Annotated in this window: 18 protein-coding genes and 6 tRNA genes; 11 read left to right on the plus strand and 13 right to left on the minus strand. The window is 35.5% G+C overall.

Going from position 1 to position 23,575, the window contains the following annotated elements:
- Positions 1–8 precede the first annotated feature (8 nt).
- From ACUTSE_RS16600 to ACUTSE_RS16625, 6 genes are all read left to right on the plus strand, one after another.
- A complete protein-coding gene (locus ACUTSE_RS16600; protein WP_445641045.1) occupies positions 9–1,553 on the plus strand; it encodes a histidine kinase in 1,545 nt (514 codons plus the stop codon).
- Between the two features lie 105 nt (positions 1,554–1,658).
- On the plus strand, positions 1,659–4,256 hold the full coding sequence (locus ACUTSE_RS16605; RefSeq protein ID WP_445641046.1) for a zinc-dependent metalloprotease: 2,598 nt from the start codon (positions 1,659–1,661) through the stop codon (positions 4,254–4,256).
- Positions 4,257–4,282: 26 nt separating this feature from the next.
- Positions 4,283–7,636 carry a SusC/RagA family TonB-linked outer membrane protein gene (locus tag ACUTSE_RS16610; RefSeq protein ID WP_445641047.1) on the plus strand — a complete coding sequence of 1,118 codons (3,354 nt, stop codon included), beginning with the start codon at positions 4,283–4,285 and terminating at the stop codon, positions 7,634–7,636.
- A 13-nt stretch (positions 7,637–7,649) separates the two neighbouring features.
- Positions 7,650–8,975 carry a RagB/SusD family nutrient uptake outer membrane protein gene (locus ACUTSE_RS16615; RefSeq protein WP_445641048.1) on the plus strand — a complete coding sequence of 442 codons (1,326 nt, stop codon included), beginning with the start codon at positions 7,650–7,652 and terminating at the stop codon, positions 8,973–8,975.
- Between the two features lie 115 nt (positions 8,976–9,090).
- A complete protein-coding gene (locus tag ACUTSE_RS16620; protein WP_445641049.1) occupies positions 9,091–9,852 on the plus strand; it encodes a LytR/AlgR family response regulator transcription factor in 762 nt (253 codons plus the stop codon).
- A 69-nt stretch (positions 9,853–9,921) separates the two neighbouring features.
- Positions 9,922–10,137 carry a hypothetical protein gene (locus ACUTSE_RS16625; protein WP_445641050.1) on the plus strand — a complete coding sequence of 72 codons (216 nt, stop codon included), beginning with the start codon at positions 9,922–9,924 and terminating at the stop codon, positions 10,135–10,137.
- Between the two features lie 7 nt (positions 10,138–10,144).
- Here ACUTSE_RS16625 and ACUTSE_RS16630 read toward each other — a convergent pair whose 3' ends face one another.
- On the minus strand, positions 10,145–10,642 hold the full coding sequence (locus ACUTSE_RS16630; protein WP_445641051.1) for a YkgJ family cysteine cluster protein: 498 nt from the start codon (positions 10,640–10,642) through the stop codon (positions 10,145–10,147).
- A gap of 67 nt (positions 10,643–10,709) precedes the next feature.
- Between ACUTSE_RS16630 and ACUTSE_RS16635 the strand changes: the two genes are divergently transcribed.
- The gene (locus tag ACUTSE_RS16635) at positions 10,710–11,423 is read left to right on the plus strand and encodes a class I SAM-dependent methyltransferase (RefSeq protein ID WP_445641052.1); all 714 of its coding nucleotides are present in this window, start codon (positions 10,710–10,712) and stop codon (positions 11,421–11,423) included.
- 49 nt (positions 11,424–11,472) lie between these two features.
- Here ACUTSE_RS16635 and ACUTSE_RS16640 read toward each other — a convergent pair whose 3' ends face one another.
- The 12 genes from ACUTSE_RS16640 to proS form a co-directional block, all read right to left on the minus strand.
- The gene (locus tag ACUTSE_RS16640; RefSeq protein WP_445641053.1) at positions 11,473–11,880 is read right to left on the minus strand and encodes a DUF2059 domain-containing protein; all 408 of its coding nucleotides are present in this window, start codon (positions 11,878–11,880) and stop codon (positions 11,473–11,475) included.
- A gap of 38 nt (positions 11,881–11,918) precedes the next feature.
- Positions 11,919–12,554, minus strand: coding sequence for a 7-carboxy-7-deazaguanine synthase QueE (locus ACUTSE_RS16645; RefSeq protein ID WP_002987404.1), 636 nt, complete (start codon positions 12,552–12,554; stop codon positions 11,919–11,921).
- A 123-nt stretch (positions 12,555–12,677) separates the two neighbouring features.
- Complete coding sequence (locus tag ACUTSE_RS16650) at positions 12,678–13,643, minus strand: beta-1,6-N-acetylglucosaminyltransferase (RefSeq protein ID WP_445641054.1); 966 nt, start codon at positions 13,641–13,643, stop codon at positions 12,678–12,680.
- Between the two features lie 248 nt (positions 13,644–13,891).
- A complete protein-coding gene (gene typA / locus ACUTSE_RS16655; protein WP_445641055.1) occupies positions 13,892–15,688 on the minus strand; it encodes a translational GTPase TypA in 1,797 nt (598 codons plus the stop codon).
- Between the two features lie 114 nt (positions 15,689–15,802).
- A complete protein-coding gene (gene rpsT, locus ACUTSE_RS16660; RefSeq protein WP_002987410.1) occupies positions 15,803–16,054 on the minus strand; it encodes a 30S ribosomal protein S20 in 252 nt (83 codons plus the stop codon).
- 39 nt (positions 16,055–16,093) lie between these two features.
- Positions 16,094–16,165: transfer RNA gene (locus tag ACUTSE_RS16665), tRNA-Glu, on the minus strand.
- A gap of 33 nt (positions 16,166–16,198) precedes the next feature.
- Positions 16,199–16,270 (minus strand) — tRNA-Glu (locus ACUTSE_RS16670).
- Positions 16,271–16,303: 33 nt separating this feature from the next.
- Positions 16,304–16,375, minus strand: a tRNA-Glu gene (locus ACUTSE_RS16675).
- A gap of 31 nt (positions 16,376–16,406) precedes the next feature.
- Positions 16,407–16,478 (minus strand) — tRNA-Glu (locus ACUTSE_RS16680).
- Positions 16,479–16,510: 32 nt separating this feature from the next.
- Positions 16,511–16,582: transfer RNA gene (locus ACUTSE_RS16685), tRNA-Glu, on the minus strand.
- A 26-nt stretch (positions 16,583–16,608) separates the two neighbouring features.
- Positions 16,609–16,680 (minus strand) — tRNA-Glu (locus ACUTSE_RS16690).
- A gap of 77 nt (positions 16,681–16,757) precedes the next feature.
- Complete coding sequence (gene proS, locus ACUTSE_RS16695) at positions 16,758–18,233, minus strand: proline--tRNA ligase (protein ID WP_002987412.1); 1,476 nt, start codon at positions 18,231–18,233, stop codon at positions 16,758–16,760.
- Positions 18,234–18,366: 133 nt separating this feature from the next.
- On the opposite strand from proS, the gene ACUTSE_RS16700 reads away from it, so the two are divergent.
- The 4 genes from ACUTSE_RS16700 to rimO all read left to right on the plus strand — a co-directional run bounded on the left by ACUTSE_RS16700 (position 18,367) and on the right by rimO (position 23,432).
- The gene (locus tag ACUTSE_RS16700; protein WP_445641056.1) at positions 18,367–19,389 is read left to right on the plus strand and encodes a hypothetical protein; all 1,023 of its coding nucleotides are present in this window, start codon (positions 18,367–18,369) and stop codon (positions 19,387–19,389) included.
- A 26-nt stretch (positions 19,390–19,415) separates the two neighbouring features.
- A complete protein-coding gene (locus tag ACUTSE_RS16705; RefSeq protein ID WP_445641057.1) occupies positions 19,416–20,957 on the plus strand; it encodes an OmpP1/FadL family transporter in 1,542 nt (513 codons plus the stop codon).
- A gap of 111 nt (positions 20,958–21,068) precedes the next feature.
- Positions 21,069–21,920 carry a hypothetical protein gene (locus tag ACUTSE_RS16710; RefSeq protein ID WP_002987418.1) on the plus strand — a complete coding sequence of 284 codons (852 nt, stop codon included), beginning with the start codon at positions 21,069–21,071 and terminating at the stop codon, positions 21,918–21,920.
- 198 nt (positions 21,921–22,118) lie between these two features.
- On the plus strand, positions 22,119–23,432 hold the full coding sequence (rimO, locus tag ACUTSE_RS16715; RefSeq protein WP_002987420.1) for a 30S ribosomal protein S12 methylthiotransferase RimO: 1,314 nt from the start codon (positions 22,119–22,121) through the stop codon (positions 23,430–23,432).
- Positions 23,433–23,575: the final 143 nt, after the last annotated feature.

Consider the following 23,575-nt stretch of genomic DNA (forward strand, 5'->3'; position numbering starts at 1 on the left):
CTCTTCTTATGAAACAACTGCTGTTTTCTCGTAGAACCCTCCTTAGTATAGCTATCGCCATTGTAAGTATTACTTCAATCGCTATGTTATTTCTAAGTATTTCCATCAACAGCAGCTATGAAGAAACGTATCAAGATATCATCAAAAAAAGCTTCAATCATCGTAAAAATGCCTTAGAAGAGGAATTTAAAATGATTGATACCCAGCTGACCATGCTAACAGATGTTGTACAACAAACTCCTTTTGATCAACTCGACTCCAAATACAAGGTCATCAACGAATTACAGCATTACCACAACATCCCCAGTTATAATTGGTATATTGTTGTAGATTCTACTCAACATATCGAAGAACACAACCTCACCTCTACTACCTTATTACCTGTTGACAATCTTCTTGTACAACAATTGATTCAAAATAAAAACGAAACGAAAGTCAATCATTTCGTTCGTATCAATGGCAATTTATATTGGATTTGTTGGAATAGTATACAACGAGAAAATAAGCGAATCTTAACGGGGTTTATTTTTGATTTAAAGGAATTGCACAAACACTTGACTACAATAGATATTACAACGCCTAACTACGCTTATATTTTTGCTACAGACGGCACTTGTATTTATCACCCTGAATTGGATTTAGTTGGAAAAAACATCTTTGAAGTTTCTTCTACGACGAGTCAAGACACCACGGCAAATAAGGATAATAAATCTACACCGAAAGTCGTTCAATCTGAGTTTTTACAACTCGAAGTTTATCGCTTTTTCACTGCTTTTAATTCGGAAACATTTAAAGGGTACATCAGCATTAACTTTCCAAAAGTCAATGTCGATGAAAATGTAATTCCTTTGAAGCGCAATACCTATTTAATTTTTATCAGTTCGATTTCTATCATTTTACTCTTGCTTTATTTTTTTAATGAAGAGAGCAAACGTGCCTATAGAGAAAAAGAAAAACTAGCAGTAGAACAAGAGAAGTTGAATAAAGAAAAGGCCTTGATGCAGTTAAAGCAATTGAAAAATCAAATCAACCCTCATTTCCTTTTCAATTCGCTTAATTCACTCTATATGCTCATTATGCTTGATAGTGAACTTGCACAAAAATTCACTTTAAATTTGAGTAATACATATCGTTACCTCATTCAATCTCCTGCAAGTAATTTAGTTGAATTGGATCAAGAGCTAAAATTCATTGAACAATATATTGCCTTACAAAGTATTCGTTTTCCCAAAGAACTTCACTTTGAAGTACTCGATGAACGACAAGCACCGACAAAGACGAAACTTCCTTATCTCGCGCTACAAATTGCAGTAGAAAATGCAATGAAGCACAATATTGCGACTTTGGACGCTCCTCTATCTATTCAAATTATATTGACCAACGAATCGGCAACTGTTTTGAACAATATTCAACTCAAAGAGCAAAAAGAAGAAAGTGAAGGATTTGGATTATTTTATATTGCTTCGATTTACCAATATTATCAAGTAGATACGCATCAAGCCTATTCACAAAATGAGACTTTTATTTGTGTATTTCCTTTGCTCAATTGTTAAAATATCCATTCACTCCCGAAATAAATCCACTCACTCCTGAAAATTTTAAGTTTAACGAGAACTGCTTTAGCTTTATCCCTTACTTAACTTAAACTTAACATTGTAATGAATCGAAACACGGTTAAACTAAGTATCAGTACTTTAGCATTACTGGGTTGTTTGACACAAACGCCAACAGGCTTGTTATATGCCAAAGACAAGAAGACTGAAAAGAAAGCAGAGAAGGGAAAAGACAAAGAAAAAGACTCTACTGATACGAAAGAGAACAATTACGCTGATTTAATAAAAAAGGGAACTTACACCAAAGGGCTATTTAATGTTATTCAAGTCAAAACGGATGTTTATTTTGAAATACCGGATAGTTTATTAAACCGTCAGTTTTTGTTGGTAAACAAACTTTCACAAGTACCATTAGAGATTAATGATGCTGGGGCGAATAAGGGGATGAACTATGAGAACAAATTAATTACGTTTCACAAAGACACATTAGCTAATAAAATTTGGGTAAAGACAGAAACACCTCGTGTATCTTCTCCAAAAGAAGATGCTATCACGCGCTCTGTTACAGATAACTTTATTGAATCTGTTTTAGAGGTTTTTGATATCGAAACACAAAGTCCTGATTCTACTGCTACCGTAATTAAGGTAAACAAAGTTTTTGATGGAAATCAAAAGAGTTTCAATGATGTTTTATCTGGATTAAGCTTACCAACTTCTATCAAAACGAATTTATCGTATATAGAAGGAATCAAAACATTTCCGGAGAATATTGTGGTGAAGTCAATGATGACAACGACTGTCAATGAAGGTTCGGGTGATGTACCTGTTTCTATGGGAGTTACGACGAATATCGTACTTTTGTCTAAAGAACCGATGCAACCGAGAATTGCAGATAAACGCGTGGGATTCTTTACAGAAAAACATTGGTATTTCAGCGATGCTCAACATAAAATGGACGAAAAGGAATTCATTACCAAATGGAGAATGGAGCCTAAAGAAGAAGATATAGAGCGATACCTTCGTGGAGAATTAGTAGAGCCTAAAAAACCAATTGTATATTATATCGATCCAGCAACTCCTCCTCAGTGGAGAGACAAAATTATTGCAGGTGTTCACGATTGGCAAGTTGCTTTTGAGCAAGCAGGATTCAAAAATGCAATTCTTGCAAAAGAGCCAACAGCAGAAGACAAGGATTTTGATGTAGATGATGTGCGTTACTCTGTAATTACTTATGCAGCATCTCCAAAATCAAATGCGATGGGACCATCAGTTATTGATCCACGTAGTGGAGAGATTATTGAATCGGATATTATTTGGTGGCACAACGTAATGACCTCGGTTCATAGCTGGATGCGTATTCAGACTGGGCCTATAGATGCAAAAGCAAGAGCAAATAAATTCAGTGATGACCATATGGGAGACGCAATTCGCTTTGTTTCTTCGCACGAAGTGGGACATACTTTTGGATTGAAACACAATATGGGGGCTTCATTTGCTTTCCCTGTGGATTCACTACGTTCTAAGACATTTACGGATCAAATGGGTGGAACTGCTCCTTCTATTATGGATTATGCTCGTTATAATTATGTAGCACAACCCGAAGATAAAGTAACAGCAATTACTCCTCAAATTGGATTATACGATAAATATGCTATTGAATGGGGATACCGTTGGTACCCAACACAAGAAGAAGAGAAAAAATCGTTGCGTAAAATGATTGAAGATCATCAAGATGATCCAATGTATTTTTACGGAGAACAACAAAGTTACTTGAACATTGTAGACCCAAGATCTCAATCAGAAGATTTAGGAAACGATGCAATGAAAGCAAGTGAATATGGTTTAAAGAATTTAAAAATAGTAGTAGATAATATTATTCCATGGACCTACGACCAAGGAGAAGATTATTATGAAGCTGGAAAATTATACATGGGCGCTATTGGACAATGGCAAATGTATAATCAACATGTTTTGTCGAACATTGGTGGTGTTTATTTAGATCATGCTGTATACGGAAACAACAAAAAAGCATATCAACCCGTGCCTTACGAAACACAGAAAAGAGCCGTTGAATATTTGAGCAAACATGTTCTTACCATTCCAAACTGGTTATTTTTCAATGACATCAATGAAAAAACGTACAGCTTAAAAGATTCTCCGGTTGGTCCATACGAATATTCACCATACTCTTTGGCAAGAGAATTACAGTATACGGCGATTTACCATATGTTAATGGATGAACGTCTACTTCGTTTGTTAGAAGGAGAAGCCTTACAAACGCAAACGCAAGGGGAAAAAGTATATACTGTTCAAGAGCTATTCAATCAATTGAGAAGTGAGATCTTTGCTCCTACTAAAAAAGGGAAATCACTGTCAATTTTAGAACGAATGACACAGAAGAATTACGTAGATGCGTTGATTATTGATGTGAACAAACTATTTGAAAAAACAAACAAAAAAGGATTAATCCTTGAGCAATCTTTACAAATGCCAACATTGTGTAGAGTTTCGTTGAACGATGACCAGTTGCGCAACATCAACTATACTGTAATGAAACGCGTTTCAGAGGTTACAAGTTACAAGAAAGGTGAATTATTCGCTATTCAAAAACTTGTTAGCAAAAAAGCAAAATCAGGTGATGCAGCGACAAGAGCACACTATGCTGATTTAGCAAACAGAATTAATCAAGCATTAGGTATTTAAACTAACAGCCTTACATATTCAAGAAAATGAAAAAACTATTTCTTTTATTTTCGTTCTTTACCCTAACTCTTGCTCTAGCACAAGAGAAAAGAACGATTACAGGTTTTGTTCAAGATGCAAGCGACAAATCGGGATTACCAGGAGCATCTGTTATTGTTGAAACACAAAGTGTATCAACAGAAACGGGTCAGAAGGGAATCATTGAAAGTACAAGTATTGGAACAATGACCGATTTCGATGGTAATTTTACCCTTGATATTCCAAAAGAAACAAAAGCCATTCGCGTAAGCTTTATTGGCTATGCTTCTAAATTAATCAATTTAACTACTAAGACACATTATAATGTTGCTTTAGGAACAGATGAAAACATCTTAAATGAAGTTGTCATCACAGGTTATCAAACGATTGAAAAACGAAAATTAACTTCTTCTGTTGCTCAAATTAGCATGGCTGATATTGAACAAACAGGGGTTGCCAGTGTGGATCAAATGTTAGCAGGTCAAATTGCAGGGGTTGCTGTTACTACACCAACAGGAGCACCAGGTGGGCCAGCTAAAATTAGAATTCGTGGTACGGCTTCTTTAAACGGACCTCAAGATCCATTATGGGTGATTGATGGAATGCCGTTAGAAGGAAACAATGTGCCTAACTTTAACGATAAAGATAATATCGATCAATTACAAAACTTTTCTATCGCTGGTTTAAACCCAGATGATATCTTAGATATTACCATCCTTAAAGATGCGTCTGCTACTGCTATTTATGGAGCAAGAGCAGCGAATGGAGTAATTGTAATTACAACGAAAAAAGGGAAGAAAGGAGCCATGAAAGTAAACTTTACAGCAAATACTTTCGTGAATGAGCGCCCTCAATTCTCTAAATTAAACTTGATGAATGCTTCTGAAAAAGTAGATTTAGAATTGATGCTTGCAGGACGTTCAGATATTGATAATGCTCGTTCACGCCAAGGTGAAGTTGCGAGAATTTTAAATCGAAACAACGAATTAGATGCTTATAGAAATGGTGGATTCGGTTCCTTATCTCAAGAAAGTCAAAACGCTATTAATCGCTTGAGATTAGTAGATACTGATTGGGGTAAAGAATTATACCGTCCTACCTTCAACAAACAATATGGTTTGAGTTTATCTGGTGGAGGTGATCTTTCAGATTACTACTTCTCCCTAGGATACTATGATGAAGAAGGATCAACGATTGGAACTGGTTTTGAACGTTATAATATTACGTTGAAAAACAACTTTCACTTGACAGACAAATTAACCGCTGGTATAGCGTTATTTGGAACACAATCCAATAAAACCAATTTCATTGCTGATGCTGACGCAAGTGTGAATCCAGCAAACTACTCAAGAAATGCCAATCCTTATTTAAAGCCTTACAATGAGGATGGAAGCTTTCAATATGATCCAGATATCAATGGTTTTGGAGATGCTTATATTCCATTCAACTTCATAGAAGAAAGACAAAATACAAGCTACGAATTGAAAAACCAGTCATTGAAAGCTATTTTTGATATTAACTATCAAATCTTAGATGACTTGAAATTCACTTCTCAATTGGGGTTACAAATTGACAATAGTGATACGGAAAAATACTTAGGTCAAGAAACGTACAACACGCGTAAATTTAGAGAAGGTACGAGATACTATGACAGTTCTGCAAAAGAATTCAAATACTTCTTACCAGAAGGAGGAATTATTGAAAACTTTTCGGATAAATACTTCCAATACAATTGGAAAACCCAAGCAATGTACAACACCATCATCAATGATCTACACGAAATTGATGTAATGGCAGGGATGGAAATCAGAAAAGAAGAAAGAAAACAAATCAAATCAAAAGGTTTTGGTTATGATCCTTTGACCTTAACAACAAAACCGATCTTATTCCCTCAAGGAAACTCTGAAGCAACACAAAAAAAATACGAGACATATAGAAGAACAAAAGGAGAAGATGCCTATGCCTCTTTCTTCGCAACAGCTTCTTATACGTATGACAGAAAATATACCATATTTGGAAGTGTACGTTACGATGGTTCCAACCTATTTGGTGTAGATCCAAAATATAGATATTTACCTTTATGGGCTATTTCAGGATCATGGTTAGCATCCAATGAGAAGTTCATGGAAAATGTTGATTTCATCAGCAATTTACGTCTACGTGCTTCTTATGGTTTACAAGGAAATGTGGACCGTACAACTTCTCCTTTCGTAATTGGAGAATACAGTACTTCTTCTATCCTACCAGGTTATCCAGAAAGTACAATTCAGGTGAATAACTTGCCAAATGGTACATTGAGATGGGAGAAAACAACGAATACAAACGTTGGTTTTGACTTAGGTTTATTCAACAATAGAATTGCCGTTGAATTTGATGCTTATAACAGAAAAAGTACAGATTTAATTGGTTTACGTGCTTTGCCTTTTGAAACAGGTTTTGAGTTTACCAATATGAACTGGGCACAAGTATCTAACAAAGGGTATGAAATTTCATTAACAACAAGAAATATCGTACGTCCTAATTTCTCTTGGAGCACAACATTCAACTTTGCACATAATAAGAGTAGAGTAGATCGTATTCAAGTAAATGATGGTGAATATTTACCATCAAGAGAAGGACATGCTGTAAATTCTGCTTTTGTCTTGAAAACAGCAGGGTTAGATGACAAAGGAAATATCTTATTCTGGCAAGGTGGAGAAAAAGTATCTGCTAAAGAATTTTTCCAATTATACGATTCTTGGGAAGAAATCATGCCAGGTTATATGGTTGACTCTAAATTGACACCTGAACAATCAAGAGAATTGTTTACATATGCTGGAGATAGAGATCCTAAATTTACTGGAGGTATCATCAATACATTCAAAATCAACAATTTTGACTTCACTATTTCTGCTGCGTTCAACTTAAAACAGATGGTGACACGTACACCTTCTTATAATTCAGCCTTAGTTGACCCAGGAAGAAACTATACGAAAGAAGTGTTAGACATGTGGACTCCAATCAATACTGGCGGAACTTTACCAGGATTAACTGGAAATGACGCATATGATGGAACAGATAACTGGATGTTAACAAAATGGTTTGATTACGGTGGAGCACCTATTAACTATTACAACTATCTAGATATTTGGACAAAAGAAACTAGCTATATTCGTATTAGTAGCTTGCGTTTAGGCTATACTTTACCAAGAGCAGTACTAGATAAATTGCGTTTAGAAAATGTGCGTTTTACTGTTGAGGGAAGAAACTTATTTGTATTTGGAACTGATTACAAAGGGTACTTTGATCCAGAAACGTATGGAAATATTTACGCACAACCAATCCAAAGATCATTCTCTTTAGGATTAAACATAACCTTCTAACCCTTTGTATATTATGAAAAGACTATTTTTATTTATCGGATGTCTAAGCTTAGGTTTATACACTGCAAGTTGTGATAAGTACTTAGATATTGAGCCAGAAGGAAAAATTATTCCAAAATCAACGGATGATTATAGAAAATTAATCACAACTGCTTACTTTGCGTACCCTCGTCACAAGGCGCTAACGACTATACGTACAGATGAAGTTCAGGTTCCAGTAATGGACAACAGTGACTTCGCTGAAATTCGTGATGTATTTGTATACAACGATCAAAGCCCAAGTGATGGAACAAGAGAGTATGGATACCAAGACTTATACAAAGTTATTTTCTATGCTAATCAAACCATTAACGATGGTACTGGAACAATGCAAACGGGAGATACAAAAGAGCAACTTTTAGGTGAAGCACATGCGCTACGTGCTATGGCTTATTTCGACTTAGTAAACTTCTTTGCTAAGCCATATGATCCAGCTACTGCTGTGACAGAACCAGGTATTGTCATCTTAAACGAAGTAGATTTAGATAATAAAAGACCTAAATCAACCGTAGCAGAAGTATACAACCAAATTCATGCTGATATTGACGCAGCGAAAAGCAAGTTGAAAGTAACTACTTATGACGCGGGAATGAATTACCGTTTTTCTAAGTTGGCTCTTTTTGCTTTAGAAGCGCGTGTAAATCTATACCAAAAGAAATTTGAAGCGGCAATTGTGAGTGCTGAAAGTGCATTAGCAATCAAAAATACACTACAAAACTTAAATGCAGATACAAAAGAATCTGTGGCCCACTTCAAATCGGTAGAATCAATTATGAATTTAGAAGATGTATTTAAAACATCATATAAATCTTTTGTTTTTGCTTCTGAAGAATTAAAAACCAGTTATGATCAAACAAACGATCTTCGTTATACATCTTCTTTTGATGATTTAGACGGAAATCTAGTTTTGGTTAAAACAGGAAATGGGGATACTAAGATTTCCTTCCGAACAGCTGAATTATACTTCATCAAAGCGGAAGCTTATATCTTCTTAAATCAATTAGATCAAGCAACAGCAACCCTTGAGCCGATTATCGAAAATCGCTATAAAGCGGAAGCTGTAACTGCTAGGGTAGAACAACTAAAATCGTTCGACCAAACAGCATACAAAAAATATATCCTAGAAGAGCGTTTCAGAGAGTTTGCATTTGAAGGTCAACGCTGGTTTGACTTGAGAAGGTTAGATCAAAAGAAAATTGTTCACAAGCTAGGTAACGAAGAATTTACACTACAACAAAACGATCCGCGTTATACCTTGCCTTTCCCAAGAAAAGCAAGAGAAAACAACCCAAATTTATAGCCGGTGACACTGCAAAAAGCTACCAGAAATGGTAGCTTTTTTTATGGCTTATCATCACGGAAAAAAATCTCATTTTTAGAACGGCTAACTTTTTAGTACTTTTACCAAAAAAAAGGTGCGTATAGCCATAGTTGAAGATGAAGCTCTAGCAGCAAATTATCTAAAGAAATTATTACTTACCCAAGAAATCCTTCCCGTTGCGGTTAGTGATATTGTCATGCTTTCTTCTATCAAAGAAGCTACGACTTTCTTTTTTCAACATACCGTTGACCTCATCTTCATGGACATTCACTTAGGCGATGGAAAAAGTTTAGAAATCTTCGACAAAATTGCAGTTAAAAGTCCGGTTGTTTTTATTACAGCTTACGATAACTATGCGATTGAAGCCTTCAAACAATTTGCCATAGGGTATATTCTCAAGCCTTTTGACAAATATGCATTAGACGAGGTACTCCTTAAATATGTGACTATTACCAAGCGCTTACAAGAGGAACAACTTCCGAAACAGGAAAACGAAGATGCATCAAATAACAAGCTTAAAGATCGTTTTCTACTTCACGATGGTCACCGCTTAAAATCAATAGAAACCCCAGAAATAGCTTATTTATTTGCTTCAGGAAAGCATTTATTCTTGCATACTTTTCAAGACGAACGCTTCATTTATGATGATACCATCAAGGATGTGATTGACAAACTAGATGCCAAAACGTTTTTTAAAATTAACCGCAGTTTTATTGTCAATATCCATGCAATTAAAGAAGTTATTCGCCATACAAGTCAGAAAATAGAACTGGTTTTAAACGTTCAAAGCGACGACCAATACCCTATTTTCGTTAGCAAAGCACACATACCTTTATTGAAAGATTGGTTGAGTTAAATTGCAATTCATCGCACTTCACCTTGTTTTTTTTACTTACATTTGAGTAAAACTAAAACAAACTGCGTTATGAATCTAGGAGAATATATAGTGAATTTAATCGATGGAATTCTTGACTTCTTTCAATTAATCAAAGATTATTTAGAGGATGCCTTGAGTATTTTTGAAAAAATAAAAGAAGTCGTTTTAGATATTCTCGACTATTTCTCAGCTAAAATTGAAGATCTTACAGAAGAAGCTTCTGCTCTTTTTGAAGATACAGACGAAGAGTATTTCTTTATTTAGTCATTCTTTATTTGACCACAATTTTCTTTTTCATTTGTTCCACTACTTCATAAGCAGCTGGACAGATTGCTACATTCTGTAACGTAAGATTGGCAATTTGTTGAAATTTCTTGCGATCGGTATGAGGATACTCTCTGCAAGCTTTAGGGCGTACATCGTAGATCATACAGTAGTTTTCTGCATCCAAAAAGGTACAAGGTACTTGTTGTAAAACATAGTCGTTATCTTCATCAATTCTCAAATATTGATCGATAAATTGTTGGGGTTTTAGACGCAGATGCTTGCTGATTCGCTCAATATCTGCACTAGTAAATAAAGGGCCCGTTGTTTTACAACAATTGGCACAAGATAAGCAGTCTGTCTTTTTAAATACTGCATTGTGGATTTCTTGCATTTGATAATCCAGATCTTTGGGTGCTTTCTTTTGTAGCTTTGCCAAATATTTTTTATTCTCATTATGCTTATCTTTGGCTAACTTTGGAAGCTGTTGCAGTATTTTATTCATTCCTTTATATTTTGAAGGACAAAATTACAACAACTCCCTTTTTTATAGATCAAAAATCATCAAAAAAATGAAAGACCTTATTGGCCAAGCAATATTAGAATATCAAGTCACTAAAAAACCAGCGATAATTCTCACTGAAACAGACATATCTGAAGCAGAGGAAATGGAAGTCTCTTACTGGTTTCGCTCCTATAAAGACATGCCAGAATTGGAGCAAATTGCCTTGAAAAAAAGTAAGGGAAAAATTCTAGATGTAGGTTGTGGAGCAGGTTCTCATGCGCTTTATCTACAAGAAAAAAATCTCGATGTTACGGCTATTGATATTTCTCCAAAAGCCATTGAAGCTTGTCAATTGAGAGGTGTAAAAAACACGAAAACCGCCAATATCCTTGACATTAAAAATGAGCAATACGATACAATTCTACTCTTGATGAATGGAACGGGAATTTTTGGAAGATTGATTCACATTACTACCTATTTAGAACATCTAAAAAGCTTACTAGCCTCTGGTGGGCAAATCTTAATCGATAGTTCGGATTTAATCTATATGTTTGACGAGGATGAAGATGGTGGAAAATGGATTCCGATGGACAACAAAGACTACTATGGAGAATTAGTTTTTAGCGTGGAATACAAAGGAGAAACAGAAGATGCCTTTCCATGGCTCTATTTAGACTACAACACGCTTCAAAACGCAGCACATGGCTGTGGCTTACATTGCGAAATACTATACGAGGGGGAAAATTTTGATTACCTCGCTCGATTAACGATTAATCGTTAATAATAAAAAAAGCCTAAGCATATTGCTTAGGCTTTTTTTATATCTTGATTTACATTTGCACGTATTTCATCATGATTGATTGAATGCTAGCTCCCCATTCCATTCCAACTTGTTGTCCTTTATCATACAAAACTTTATTTTTTTCGTATAATTTTTTTCCAACTGGCGTTTCATATAATTTAATCAATTCTTTGATTTCATTATGTGTAAACTCTTCAATGTAAATATTAGCCATGTTCGATTTGAACTCTTTTAAGCTTACATCGAATTCTTTTTTAAATTCTGCTCTTTTTTCTTCTGGAATGTTTTGGATGATATCTTCTGTCATATAGTCAAAAGCTTTCATTTGCCCACTAACTTCCATGTATTTCTCAGCATCCGCTTTGTAAGCAGCATCCTGCGCAAAACCGAAATGCCCCGCTAACATAAATGCAGCTACGATTACAATTTTTTTCATAATTATTATTCTTTTGTAGGAGTAAATATAAAGCTATGTTAAGGAATATCCAAGTATTTATGCGTTTGTAATGAAATTTTCCACTGTGGATTTTTCTTCACATACTCAATAATCAAAGGCATCATTACGGCGCGTTTACTCCATTCCGTTTGCAACAATAATAACGCATCTTTATTGACTTTAGCGGCTTGCTCTTCTGCAAAAATAAAATCGTGTTTGTTGTAAATCACTACTTTTAATTCATTAGCGGCAGCATAAGCGCTAGCTGTGGGAAGTTTTGCTTTCTTTGGCGACAAGCAAACCCAGTCAAAATCACCTGACATTTCATAAGCACCTGAAGTTTCTATATTGGTTTTTAAACCTGCTTCTTTTAATTTTTTCGTTAGATAATCCAAGTTATACATCAAAGGCTCACCTCCTGTAATAACAGCCAAATTAGCTACGGCTGATGCATCAGAAACTATTTTTTCAACTGCTGTTAATGGATGTAATTCAGCATCCCAACTTTCTTTTACATCACACCAATGGCAACCAACATCACATCCTCCTAAACGAATAAAATAAGCCGCATGACCCGAATAAAAACCTTCTCCTTGAATAGTGTAAAACTGTTCCATCAAAGGTAATACGCGTCCTTCTGTTAATGCTTTATTTTCTAGGTTTTCCTGTATCATATTAAACTAATTATTTTACTAGTAACCTTTACTTTTTGAAAGTAAAATTACGCTGCAAAGATACGGCAAAAACATGAATCTCCCTTTTTCTAAGCACTTATTCCATAAGTCTTCTTCTAAGATTTACCTTTCATCCGTCAATAATTCTTGGTCGAGCCAGGTTAGAATTTGCCCATCACGTTGAGGATTGAACTTTCTAGCATATAAATAACCTTTAGATGCGGCTTGTTTTAAAAGTTCACCATCCTCCATAGAAAAAGTAACAGGTAAAGGCACTCCCTTTCTATCCCAATCAACAAAAGTCAAAACACCTTCAACCTGAACACTAAGGTCCTTTTTCATTACCTCGGTTAATAGTGTTTGAAAAAAATATTCATCTGCACAAAAACTCGTCTGAAAAAAATAATAGTATTCCGCGTAATTTTCTTGATACAAGCTCATGATTTTATCTAGTGTATCATACCGCAAAGCCCACCAAGAAGATCCTTTATAAAAAACAATTGCGGGATCTAATTCCTTTTGCGTAAATAAATACTTCAAATACGAAAACTTAAAACACCCTTTAAAAATGGATTTATACAATCCGGATATTTTATTCTTTTTGAAGATGACATAATCTCCTCTTTTATCACTCTTATTCACCTTAAATCCTCTAAAATTGAGATATGGACGAGGGTGTACATCTTGTGCCACAAACTTTTCCATAAAATCGACAGCGCGATTTTTTTCATAAAAGGCTTGAATAGTAGCGGCTGGTTGAAGTGGATAATCTTGCCCACTAATAAGGACCACACGATCAAAAGGCGAAGGTTGGTACTCAGCCACCCCGTGAATAAGATTTAAAGTAGCTTGTACTTGTGAAAAATCGCCCCATATACAATTCACTCGATTTTCAATAAATCGAATATGCTCTCCCTCACAGATTGATTGAAAAGGAGTAAGATCACTTTTCAAATCAATGTGAATAAGAAAATGAACATTAGGCGCATATAAACGGTCTATTAACCGTTTAAGTTGCTCAGGATTGGTATGGGCTTGAACAATATAAAATACATTCAAATCCCCCGTTTGATTTACTAGATTATTCAAGAAACTAAAATTTACATTTTCTAAATAACGCTTTTTAACGTTACCTCAATATTTCTTAAATATTAATTTTTTACTAATTAACACATTAGTTCCCAATCTAAAAGGCAAGTACTCATCACATATACATACAATAAAACATTCATTTACTTAAAAAAAGATTTCATTGGAACTGTTACTTTATTATGAGGCAAAAAAAAAATCCAGAGGAACAATTCCTCTGGATTCTAGTATCAAAAACGATTAAACGCTTAGATTTTATTTCTCTTACGATCCGTTTCTTTCAAGAAGATTTTTCTCAAACGAAGTGATTTTGGTGTTACCTCAACGTACTCGTCTTTTTGGATGTACTCTAAAGCTTCCTCTAATGAGAATTTAATTGCCGGAACAATTTTTGCTTTATCATCTGATCCAGATGCACGAACGTTTGTTAACTTTTTCGTTTTCGTAACGTTTACTGTCATATCATCTCCACGAGAGTTTTCACCGATAACTTGTCCTTCGTAGATATCCTCGTTTGGATCAACGAAAAACTTACCACGATCTTGTAATTTATCAATAGAATAAGGAATAGCTTTTCCATTTTCCATAGAGATTAAAGAACCATTGATACGTCCAGCGATTTCTCCTTTGTATGGTTGATATTCTAAGAAACGGTGCGACATAATTGCCTCACCCGCAGTTGCTGTTAATAATTGATTTCTCAAACCGATAATACCTCTAGAAGGTACTAAGAATTTAATAATCATACGGTCCCCTTTTGGTTCCATACTTAACATTTCTCCTTTTTTCAACGTCACGTATTCTACTCCACGACCTGATAAGTTCTCTGGAATATCAATCGTCAACTCCTCTACTGGCTCACATTTCACACCATCAATTTCTTTGATGATTACTTGTGGTTGACCAATTTGAAGTTCATATCCTTCACGACGCATTGTTTCAATCAAAACAGATAAGTGTAATACACCACGTCCGAATACCATAAATTTATCCGCACTATCCGTTTCGTTCACACGCAACGCTAAGTTTTTCTCTAATTCTTTATTTAAACGATCTTTAATGTGACGAGAAGTAACGTATTTACCTTCCTTACCAAAGAATGGTGAGTCATTAATTGTAAATAACATACTCATTGTTGGCTCATCAATTGTGATTGTTGGCAATGCTTCTGGATTTTCGAAATCAGCGATAACATCTCCAATCTCAAATCCTTCGATTCCTACAACCGCACAAATATCACCAGCATATACTTCCGCAACTTTTTTACGACCTAAACCTTCGAATGTATGTAATTCTTTAATTTTAGATTTCACGATTTTACCATCTCTCTTAATCAAAGAAATATTCATTCCTTCTTTTAAGATTCCACGGTGTAAACGACCGATAGCGATACGTCCTGTAAACGTTGAGTAATCTAATGATGTAATCAACATTTGAGCAGTACCTTCTCTAACTTCAGCAGCAGGGATATGCTCTAAAACCATGTCTAATAATGGCTCTAAAGAGTCTGTTTGTTGTTTCCAATCTGTAGACATCCAGTTGTTTTTAGCAGAACCATAAACTGCTGGGAAATCCATTTGCCATTCTTCAGCACCCAATTCGAACATTAAGTCGAATACTTTTTCGTGTACTTCTTCTGGTGTACAGTTTTCTTTATCTACTTTATTGATAACTACACATGGTTTTAACCCTAAGCTAATTGCTTTTTGTAGTACAAATCGAGTTTGTGGCATTGGTCCTTCAAAAGCATCTACAATTAAAAGAACACCATCAGCCATATTCAATACACGCTCTACTTCTCCACCAAAATCCGCGTGTCCTGGAGTATCGATAATATTAATTTTAGTTCCTTTATAACTTACAGATACGTTTTTTGAAACGATTGTAATTCCTCTTTCTCTTTCGATATCCTCGTTATCTAAAATCAACTCTCCAGAAGTTTCATTTTCACGAAATAACTGACAGTGGTGTAATATTTTGTCTACCATTGTAGTCTTACCATGGTCAACGTGTGCGATAATTGCAATATTCCTAATTTGTGTCATAAAAGGATTTTAAAATTATATTAGTATTCATTGAAATGTATAGTATAAACAAAAAAAGCCCTCATGGAATTGAGAGCTTAGTGTATGTCTTCTATAAACACAACCTATTGCTTCTTATAAAGCAGCAACGTGTTTTGTTAATTTAGATTTTAAATTAGAAGCTTTGTTTGCATGAATGATATTTTTCTTTGCTAATTTATCAATCATTGCAACAACTACAGGTAATTTATCAGCAGCATCTTTTTGATCTTCAATCAAACGTAAAGCTTTGATCGCGTTACGTGTAGTTTTATGCTGATATCTGTTTAATACTCTCTTTTTTTCGTTACTTCTAATTCTTTTTAAAGCTGACTTATGATTTGCCATTTTTTAAATATTTTATTAAGTCTATACTATTTTTTTCTGTAGTCCGTAGGGGAATCGAACCCCTGTTACCAGGATGAAAACCTGGCGTCCTAACCCCTAGACGAACGGACCAAAAAATCCATTGCGATTCTCGAAAGAATCTTGTAGTCCGTAGGGGAATCGAACCCCTGTTACCAGGATGAAAACCTGGCGTCCTAACCCCTAGACGAACGGACCAAAAATTATATTGTGATTCTCGAAAGAATCTTGTAGTCCGTAGGGGAATCGAACCCCTGTTACCAGGATGAAAACCTGGCGTCCTAACCCCTAGACGAACGGACCAAAATGCATATTGTAATTCTAAAAGAATCTGTAGTCCGTAGGGGAATCGAACCCCTGTTACCAGGATGAAAACCTGGCGTCCTAACCCCTAGACGAACGGACCAAAATGCGGTATAATTTCTATAAAAGAACGTGTAGTCCGTAGGGGAATCGAACCCCTGTTACCAGGATGAAAACCTGGCGTCCTAACCCCTAGACGAACGGACCAAAATGCGTTAGTTTCAAAAGAATTGTAGTCCGTAGGGGAATCGAACCCCTGTTACCAGGATGAAAACCTGGCGTCCTAACCCCTAGACGAACGGACCATTTTGTTTATCTAACGCGGATGCAAAAGTACAATATATTTTTAAACCCGCAAGAGAAAAAACAAAAATTTTTATTTCTAATACGCTTTTGCAAACAACACTCTTCCTTTAGAAGGCGCTCCTGTTAGGATGCAAATTCCATCTTCTTCTTTTCTATCAATTGGAATACAGCGAATTGTAGCCTTTGTAAGGTCTTTTATCTTTTCTTCTGTCTCAATTGTACCATCCCAATGCGCAGAAATAAATCCTCCTTTATTTTCTAATAAATCTTTGAACTCCTCAAAAGAATTCGCTTCTGTGATATGCGAATCTCTATAAGTCTTTGCTTTATTAAATAAATTCGATTGGATTTCTTCCAACATATCCTGTACATACGTAACGATATCGTCTTTGGCTACAATCTCTTTTGTGAATGTATCGCGACGCGCTACCTCAAATGTACCGTTTTCTAAGTCTTTCGGCCCAATAGCGACACGCAATGGCACACCTTTCAACTCATATTCATTAAACTTCCATCCTGGTTTGAATGTCGTACGATCATCAAACTTAAATGAAATATTCAGCTTTTTAAATTGATCCGTTACTTTCTTCACTTCTTCGCGAATCTCTTCTAATTGCTCATCAGTTCTGTGAATCGGAACAATTACAACTTGAATCGGCGCTAAGTTTGGAGGTAAAACTAATCCATTATCATCGGAATGCGTCATGACTAATGCTCCCATTAATCTTGTACTTACCCCCCATGAAGTTGCCCATACATATTCCTGTTTTCCTTCTTGGCTTGTAAATTTCACATCAAACGCTTTGGCAAAGTTTTGCCCTAAAAAGTGTGACGTTCCTGCTTGTAGTGCTTTACCATCTTGCATTAATGCTTCAATACAATACGTTTCAATTGCACCAGCAAAACGCTCATTTTCTGTTTTAAATCCTTTTACAACTGGAATAGCCATAAAATTCTCAGCAAAATCAGCATATACATCTAGCATTTGTTCTGCTTCTGCTACTGCTTCTTTTTCTGTTGCATGAGCGGTATGTCCTTCTTGCCATAAAAACTCAGCCGTTCTCAAGAACAAACGCGTTCTCATCTCCCAACGTACAACGTTAGCCCATTGATTCACTAAAATAGGTAAGTCACGGTATGATTCAATCCACTTTCTATACGTATCCCAAATAATGGTTTCTGACGTAGGACGAACGATTAACTCTTCCTCTAACTTTGCTTCTGGATCTACTTCAATTGTTTTTCCGTCTTCTCCTGTCTTTAAGCGATAATGTGTAACTACTGCACATTCCTTTGCAAATCCATCTACGTGGCTAGCTTCCTTACTAAAATAAGATTTGGGGATGAATAAGGGGAAATACGCATTTTGATGTCCAGTCTCTTTGAACTTCTTGTCTAACTCTGCTTGCATTTTCTCCCAAATAGCATAGCCATATGGCTTAATAACCATACATCCTCGAACTCCCGAATTTTCGGCCAAATCAGCTTTTACTACAAGCTCATTGTACCACTTCGAATAGTCCTCACTTCTCTTAGTAATATTCTTGCTCATTTTTAATATATTAGCAGTTAAGTTGTTTAACTCTTAATTAACTATAATAATTCCACAAAAGTAACTAAATTTGTTTTTAACAACAATTAAATTCCCATCGAAAATGACTACAATTCTTCAAAAAACAATAAGCATGAGAAGAATCAGCCTTTTCTTACTTCTAGGAGGATTCGCTATTTCTTGTGGCTCATACCATAATGCTTCTTACAATCAAGATGGTATTTATGGACAGAGCACACAAGCCGATCCCTATGCAGGTAATGATTCGGGTAATTACTATGAGAACTATTTTGCATCTCTTAACCAAGATATGGAATATTTCACGGATGTCAATGCCTATAATTCACCTGTAAATGACAGTATATTGAATAATATACCGAATAAGGCAGTTAGTTATGGTTCATGGGGAACAGAACCTTCTAGCATTCAAGTAAACTATTATAACAATAACTACAGACCGTATTGGGGCTATGGTTATTATGATCCGTTCTACGATCCATATTACTATGGCGGTGGATGGGGATTAAGTATTGGATTTGGATGGGGTTGGAACAGCTATTATAGACCTTGGTACAATAACTATTATTGGGGTTCACCGTACTATGGCGGATATTATTCTCCATACTACTCTCATGGATATTACACCAACAACTATTATCCAAGAGGTTCTAGATCTTCGTATTCGAATTCTAGATCCTATCCGAATGGAAATAGCGGAAGAAACAATAGCTACTATAGTCGATCAAACAATTTAAATAGCAGTGGTAACTCAAGAAGTTATTACAGCCGATCTACTTATCAGGGCACTAGACCAACGTCTACCTCAACAAACAGTAGAAGTCGTTCTAGTTATAGCAATACAAACTACAACAATAGTTACTATTCAAGAGGGAATTCAAACAGCAATTATAACAACAGATCATACAACACTAATTCATCGAATAGCAACTACAGCCGTTCTAATTCTTCTAGCAGTTCTAGAAGTTATAACAACAATAGTAGCTCAAGAAGTAATTACAACAGCGGTAGTTCTCGAAGCAATTATAACAGCGGTAGTAGTTCAAGAAGCAGCTATAGCAGCGGTAGTAGTGGTGCTTCAAGAAGCAGTTACAGCGGCGGCGGAAGTAGCAGAAGCAGTAGTAGTTCTCGCAGATAATTACATTAACCTATTTGATCATACCTATGTATATAAATAAATTTATTTTTGGATTAAGCGCTTCACTTTTGACAATTGGAGCGATACAGGCACAAGAAATAAACCCGTTAGATATTTCGAGATATTCAGAATCGGATATGAACGGTACAGCTCGTTTCAAAGGAATGAGTGGAGCATTTGGTGCAGTTGGAGGAGACTTATCTGCCCTTAAGATTAACCCTGCAGGAAGTGCTATATTCAACTATAACCAAGCTTCTTTCAGTCTATCATTAGCTAATAAGAGTAATAAAACAAATTACCTAAACAACAGCGAGTCGAAAAACTATACAGGACTTGATGTAGGTCAGTTGGGCGCTGTTTTCGTTTTTAATTCCAATGATGCTCAAGCAACAATGAGAAAATTTGCTGTTGGAGTAAACTATGAAAGTACTAAAAACCTGAACAACGATTACCGCATCATGGGAACAGGGCAAACAAACTCTTTAGGCGAGTACTTTTATCAATTAGCCAATGGATATCAGGTTCCGCATCGTGTATTAGTACCTGGAAACAACCAAAATCAGGATTATATTAATGCGGGGTATATTGCCAACTATCCTGGACAACAAACCTATTTAGCTCATGAAACATTCATCTTGAATAAAGGAAGTAAAGATGGTGAGTATGAGGCTAATTTCGGAACAAACCAAGATACCTATACTCAAGGAAAATATGTAAGTACTGACGGATACAACAGTAAGTTCTCAGGTAACTTTTCAGCACAATTAGGGGATCGTATCTTTGTGGGAGCCAATTTAAATTTGCACCTATTTGATTACAAACAAACCTCAGATGCTGTGGAAATCAACCGCAGTGACTTACCTGCTGGAATGGTAAAATCTATTACGTATACCAATCAACTTTACACCTATGGTACTGGATTCTCTTTTAATTTAGGGGTAATTGGTCAGATTACGGATGAATTAAGAGCGGGGGTTGCTTATGAATCTCCTACTTGGTATAGCCTACGTGATGAAATTACACAGGGAGTTGCTACAAATGTAGTTGGGGATGCTAAAGCCTATGCTGTTTATCCTGCAGTGACTAATATTTTTGAACGCTATAATTTAAAAACTCCAGCAAAATACACTGGAAGTTTGGCTTATGTCTTCAATAAAAGAGGGTTAATTAGTGTGGACTATAGTATTAAAGATTATAGCAACAATCAATTCAGACCTAAAAATGACGGTGGTTATAGCATCATGAATGATTTCTATAGCACTGAAATGAAAACAGCGAGTGAATTCCGCATTGGTGGAGAATACAGAATCAAACAAGTAAGTCTTCGTGGAGGATATCGATTTGAGGAAAGTCCATATAAAAACATCAAATATATGGGAGACTTAAACAGTTTTTCAGCAGGTATTGGTTATGAATTTGGAGATTCAAGATTAGACTTAGCGTACTCACACACTGCTCGTTCATATACTACCAATGTACTAGATATGACAGTAAATAACTTATACGATAATGCGACTTGGAAAATGAAAGAAAATTGGGTAACCTTATCTTATGTCATCAATTTCTAATTGTATTTAGAATTTTTAATACTATGAATCTCTTTAAGGATAAACTCTTAAAGAGATTTTTTTATTGTATTTTTGCATCAAAATTTTAAGGAATTAAAAAAAATCAAACTAATGAAAGCCTTTTTTAAACTTTTTGCAAGTGTATGCTTGTTGGCAACTACAGTGGGATTTGCACAAGAAACAGCAACTACGCCTTTGCGTTATACAGCCTCAAATAAAGGTAAATTTTACATATACTGGGGAGGAAACAGAGGATATTATACCAATTCAGACATCCGTTTTAGAGGGGAAAACTATGATTTCACCATCAAAGATGTAAAAGCAGATGATAAACCGAAAGGATGGCACGTTGATTATATCAATCCAGGACGTATGACCATTCCTCAAACGAACTTGAGAATTGGATACTTTATTACAGATAAGTACAATATCTCTATTGGTGTTGACCACATGAAATATGTGATGCGCCAAAATCAAACTGTAAATTATTCAGGAGAATATTATGGTGCAGGTTCATACGGAGAACAAGTACCTGATCATCCAGATCAAGTAAAATTAACAGAAGAATTTTTGAAATTCGAACATACAGATGGATTAAACTATTTGAATGTTGAAGTAAACCGCGTAGATGATATCTCGAAATTATTCCGCATTTACAATACAGATAAAATCCAGGTGAATGTTACAGAAGGTCTTGGATTTGGTATCATCTATCCTAAAACAAATACAACCTTGTTAGGTAAAGATCGATATGATGAATTTCACGTTTCTGGTTTAGGTTTTTCTGCAAAAGCAGGTTTAAACGTAACGTTCTTTAAACACTTCTTCGTTCAAGCAGAGTTAAAAGGAGGATATATCGATATGTATGATGTACGTACAACAGCTAGCAAAAAAGACAAAGCTTTCCACAACTTCTGGTTTGGTGAGACAATTATAGCATTTGGAGGAATTTTCAAACTGTAAATTCACTTCTTTATACCACAATAAAGTGGCTGCTCTTTGGAGTTAGCCACTTTTTTTATTTCCTTAAGTCTCACGCATCCACATCCTTTCTAAAACGGAATCATTTTAGATAACCTCAACACTTCTTATAATTCTCACAAAGCTTCTTCGCTATATAGAAAAAAAATGTACTTTTGCAGTCCAATTTTTTTCAAACAAATGAGAACTAAATCTTTAAAAAAGAACAAGATAAACGTTGTAACCCTAGGTTGCTCTAAAAACCTTTACGACAGTGAAGTGTTAATGGGACAATTAAAAGCTAGTGGTAAAGACGTTACACACGAAGCGACAAACGAGGAAGCGAATATCATTGTAATCAACACTTGTGGTTTTATCAACAATGCAAAAGCAGAATCAGTTAATACTATTTTAGAATACGTAGATAAAAAAGAACAAGGGGTTGTTGATAAAGTTTTTGTAACAGGATGTTTATCTGAGCGATACAGACCTGATTTAGAAGCTGAAATTCCAAATGTGGATCAATACTTCGGAACTACAGATTTACCTCTTCTTTTGAAAGCTTTAGGTGCTGATTACCGTCATGAGCTTTTAGGTGAACGTTTAACAACAACACCTAAAAACTATGCCTATTTAAAAATTGCAGAAGGATGTGACCGCCCTTGTAGTTTCTGTGCGATTCCTATTATGCGTGGAAAACACATTTCTCAGCCTATTGAAAAATTGGTAAAAGAAGCGGAAGGACTAGCTAAAAATGGCGTAAAAGAATTAATTCTTATTGCCCAAGATTTAACGTATTACGGACTAGATTTATATAAAAAGAGAAACTTAGCAGAGTTACTTGAAAACTTAACAAAAGTAGAAGGTATCGAATGGATTCGCCTACACTATGCTTTCCCTACAGGTTTCCCTATGGATGTATTGGAATTAATGAAGCGCGAGCCTAAAATTTGTAATTACATTGATATTCCGTTACAACATATTTCAGATAATATTTTGAAATCGATGCGCCGTGGAACAACACAAGCAAAGACAACAAAATTATTAAATGAGTTTAGAGCTGCTGTACCAGGAATGGCTATTCGTACAACTTTAATTGTTGGATACCCTGGAGAAACAGAAGAAGATTTCCAAATCTTGAAAGATTGGGTACAAGAAATGCGTTTTGAGCGTTTAGGTTGTTTTGCCTATTCTCATGAAGAAAACACCCATGCTTACTCTTTAGAAGATGACGTTCCTCAGGAAGTAAAACAAGAAAGAGCAAACGAAATCATGGAGATTCAAGCTCAAATTTCGTGGGAATTAAACCAGGAAAAAATTGGACAAACTTACCGTTGTATCATCGACAGAAAAGAAGGAAATCACTTCATTGGTCGTACGGAATTTGACAGCCCAGATGTTGATAACGAAGTTTTAATTGACGCAACTAAGCACTACCTAAAAATTGGAGAATTTGCTACCATCACTATTGATGAAGCAACAGAATTCGATTTATACGGAAGCCCTGCAAACTAATATAAAAAATCGCCATCTCAAGAGATGGCGATTTTTTTTTGGGCCCTATGGTTATGAGGTTATAGGTTAGAAGTTATGCGTTATGGGTTGGAAGTTATGGGGTATGGGTTGGAAGTTATGGGGTATGGGTTGGAAGTTATGGG

The sequence above is a fragment of the Myroides sp. TSA_177.3 genome (genome assembly GCF_052691955.1).

Coding starts and splice junctions, on each gene's coding strand:
- ACUTSE_RS16600 (WP_445641045.1), top strand. CDS start 9: ATGAAACAACTGCTGTTTTCTCGTAGAACCCTCCTTAGTATAGCTATC.
- ACUTSE_RS16605 (WP_445641046.1), top strand. CDS start 1,659: ATGAATCGAAACACGGTTAAACTAAGTATCAGTACTTTAGCATTACTG.
- ACUTSE_RS16610 (WP_445641047.1), top strand. CDS start 4,283: ATGAAAAAACTATTTCTTTTATTTTCGTTCTTTACCCTAACTCTTGCT.
- ACUTSE_RS16615 (WP_445641048.1), top strand. CDS start 7,650: ATGAAAAGACTATTTTTATTTATCGGATGTCTAAGCTTAGGTTTATAC.
- ACUTSE_RS16625 (WP_445641050.1), top strand. CDS start 9,922: ATGAATCTAGGAGAATATATAGTGAATTTAATCGATGGAATTCTTGAC.
- ACUTSE_RS16630 (WP_445641051.1), bottom strand. CDS start 10,642: ATGAATAAAATACTGCAACAGCTTCCAAAGTTAGCCAAAGATAAGCAT.
- ACUTSE_RS16635 (WP_445641052.1), top strand. CDS start 10,710: ATGAAAGACCTTATTGGCCAAGCAATATTAGAATATCAAGTCACTAAA.
- ACUTSE_RS16640 (WP_445641053.1), bottom strand. CDS start 11,880: ATGAAAAAAATTGTAATCGTAGCTGCATTTATGTTAGCGGGGCATTTC.
- ACUTSE_RS16645 (WP_002987404.1), bottom strand. CDS start 12,554: ATGATACAGGAAAACCTAGAAAATAAAGCATTAACAGAAGGACGCGTA.
- typA (WP_445641055.1), bottom strand. CDS start 15,688: ATGACACAAATTAGGAATATTGCAATTATCGCACACGTTGACCATGGT.
- rpsT (WP_002987410.1), bottom strand. CDS start 16,054: ATGGCAAATCATAAGTCAGCTTTAAAAAGAATTAGAAGTAACGAAAAA.
- proS (WP_002987412.1), bottom strand. CDS start 18,233: ATGAGCAAGAATATTACTAAGAGAAGTGAGGACTATTCGAAGTGGTAC.
- ACUTSE_RS16700 (WP_445641056.1), top strand. CDS start 18,367: ATGAGAAGAATCAGCCTTTTCTTACTTCTAGGAGGATTCGCTATTTCT.
- ACUTSE_RS16705 (WP_445641057.1), top strand. CDS start 19,416: ATGTATATAAATAAATTTATTTTTGGATTAAGCGCTTCACTTTTGACA.
- ACUTSE_RS16710 (WP_002987418.1), top strand. CDS start 21,069: ATGAAAGCCTTTTTTAAACTTTTTGCAAGTGTATGCTTGTTGGCAACT.
- rimO (WP_002987420.1), top strand. CDS start 22,119: ATGAGAACTAAATCTTTAAAAAAGAACAAGATAAACGTTGTAACCCTA.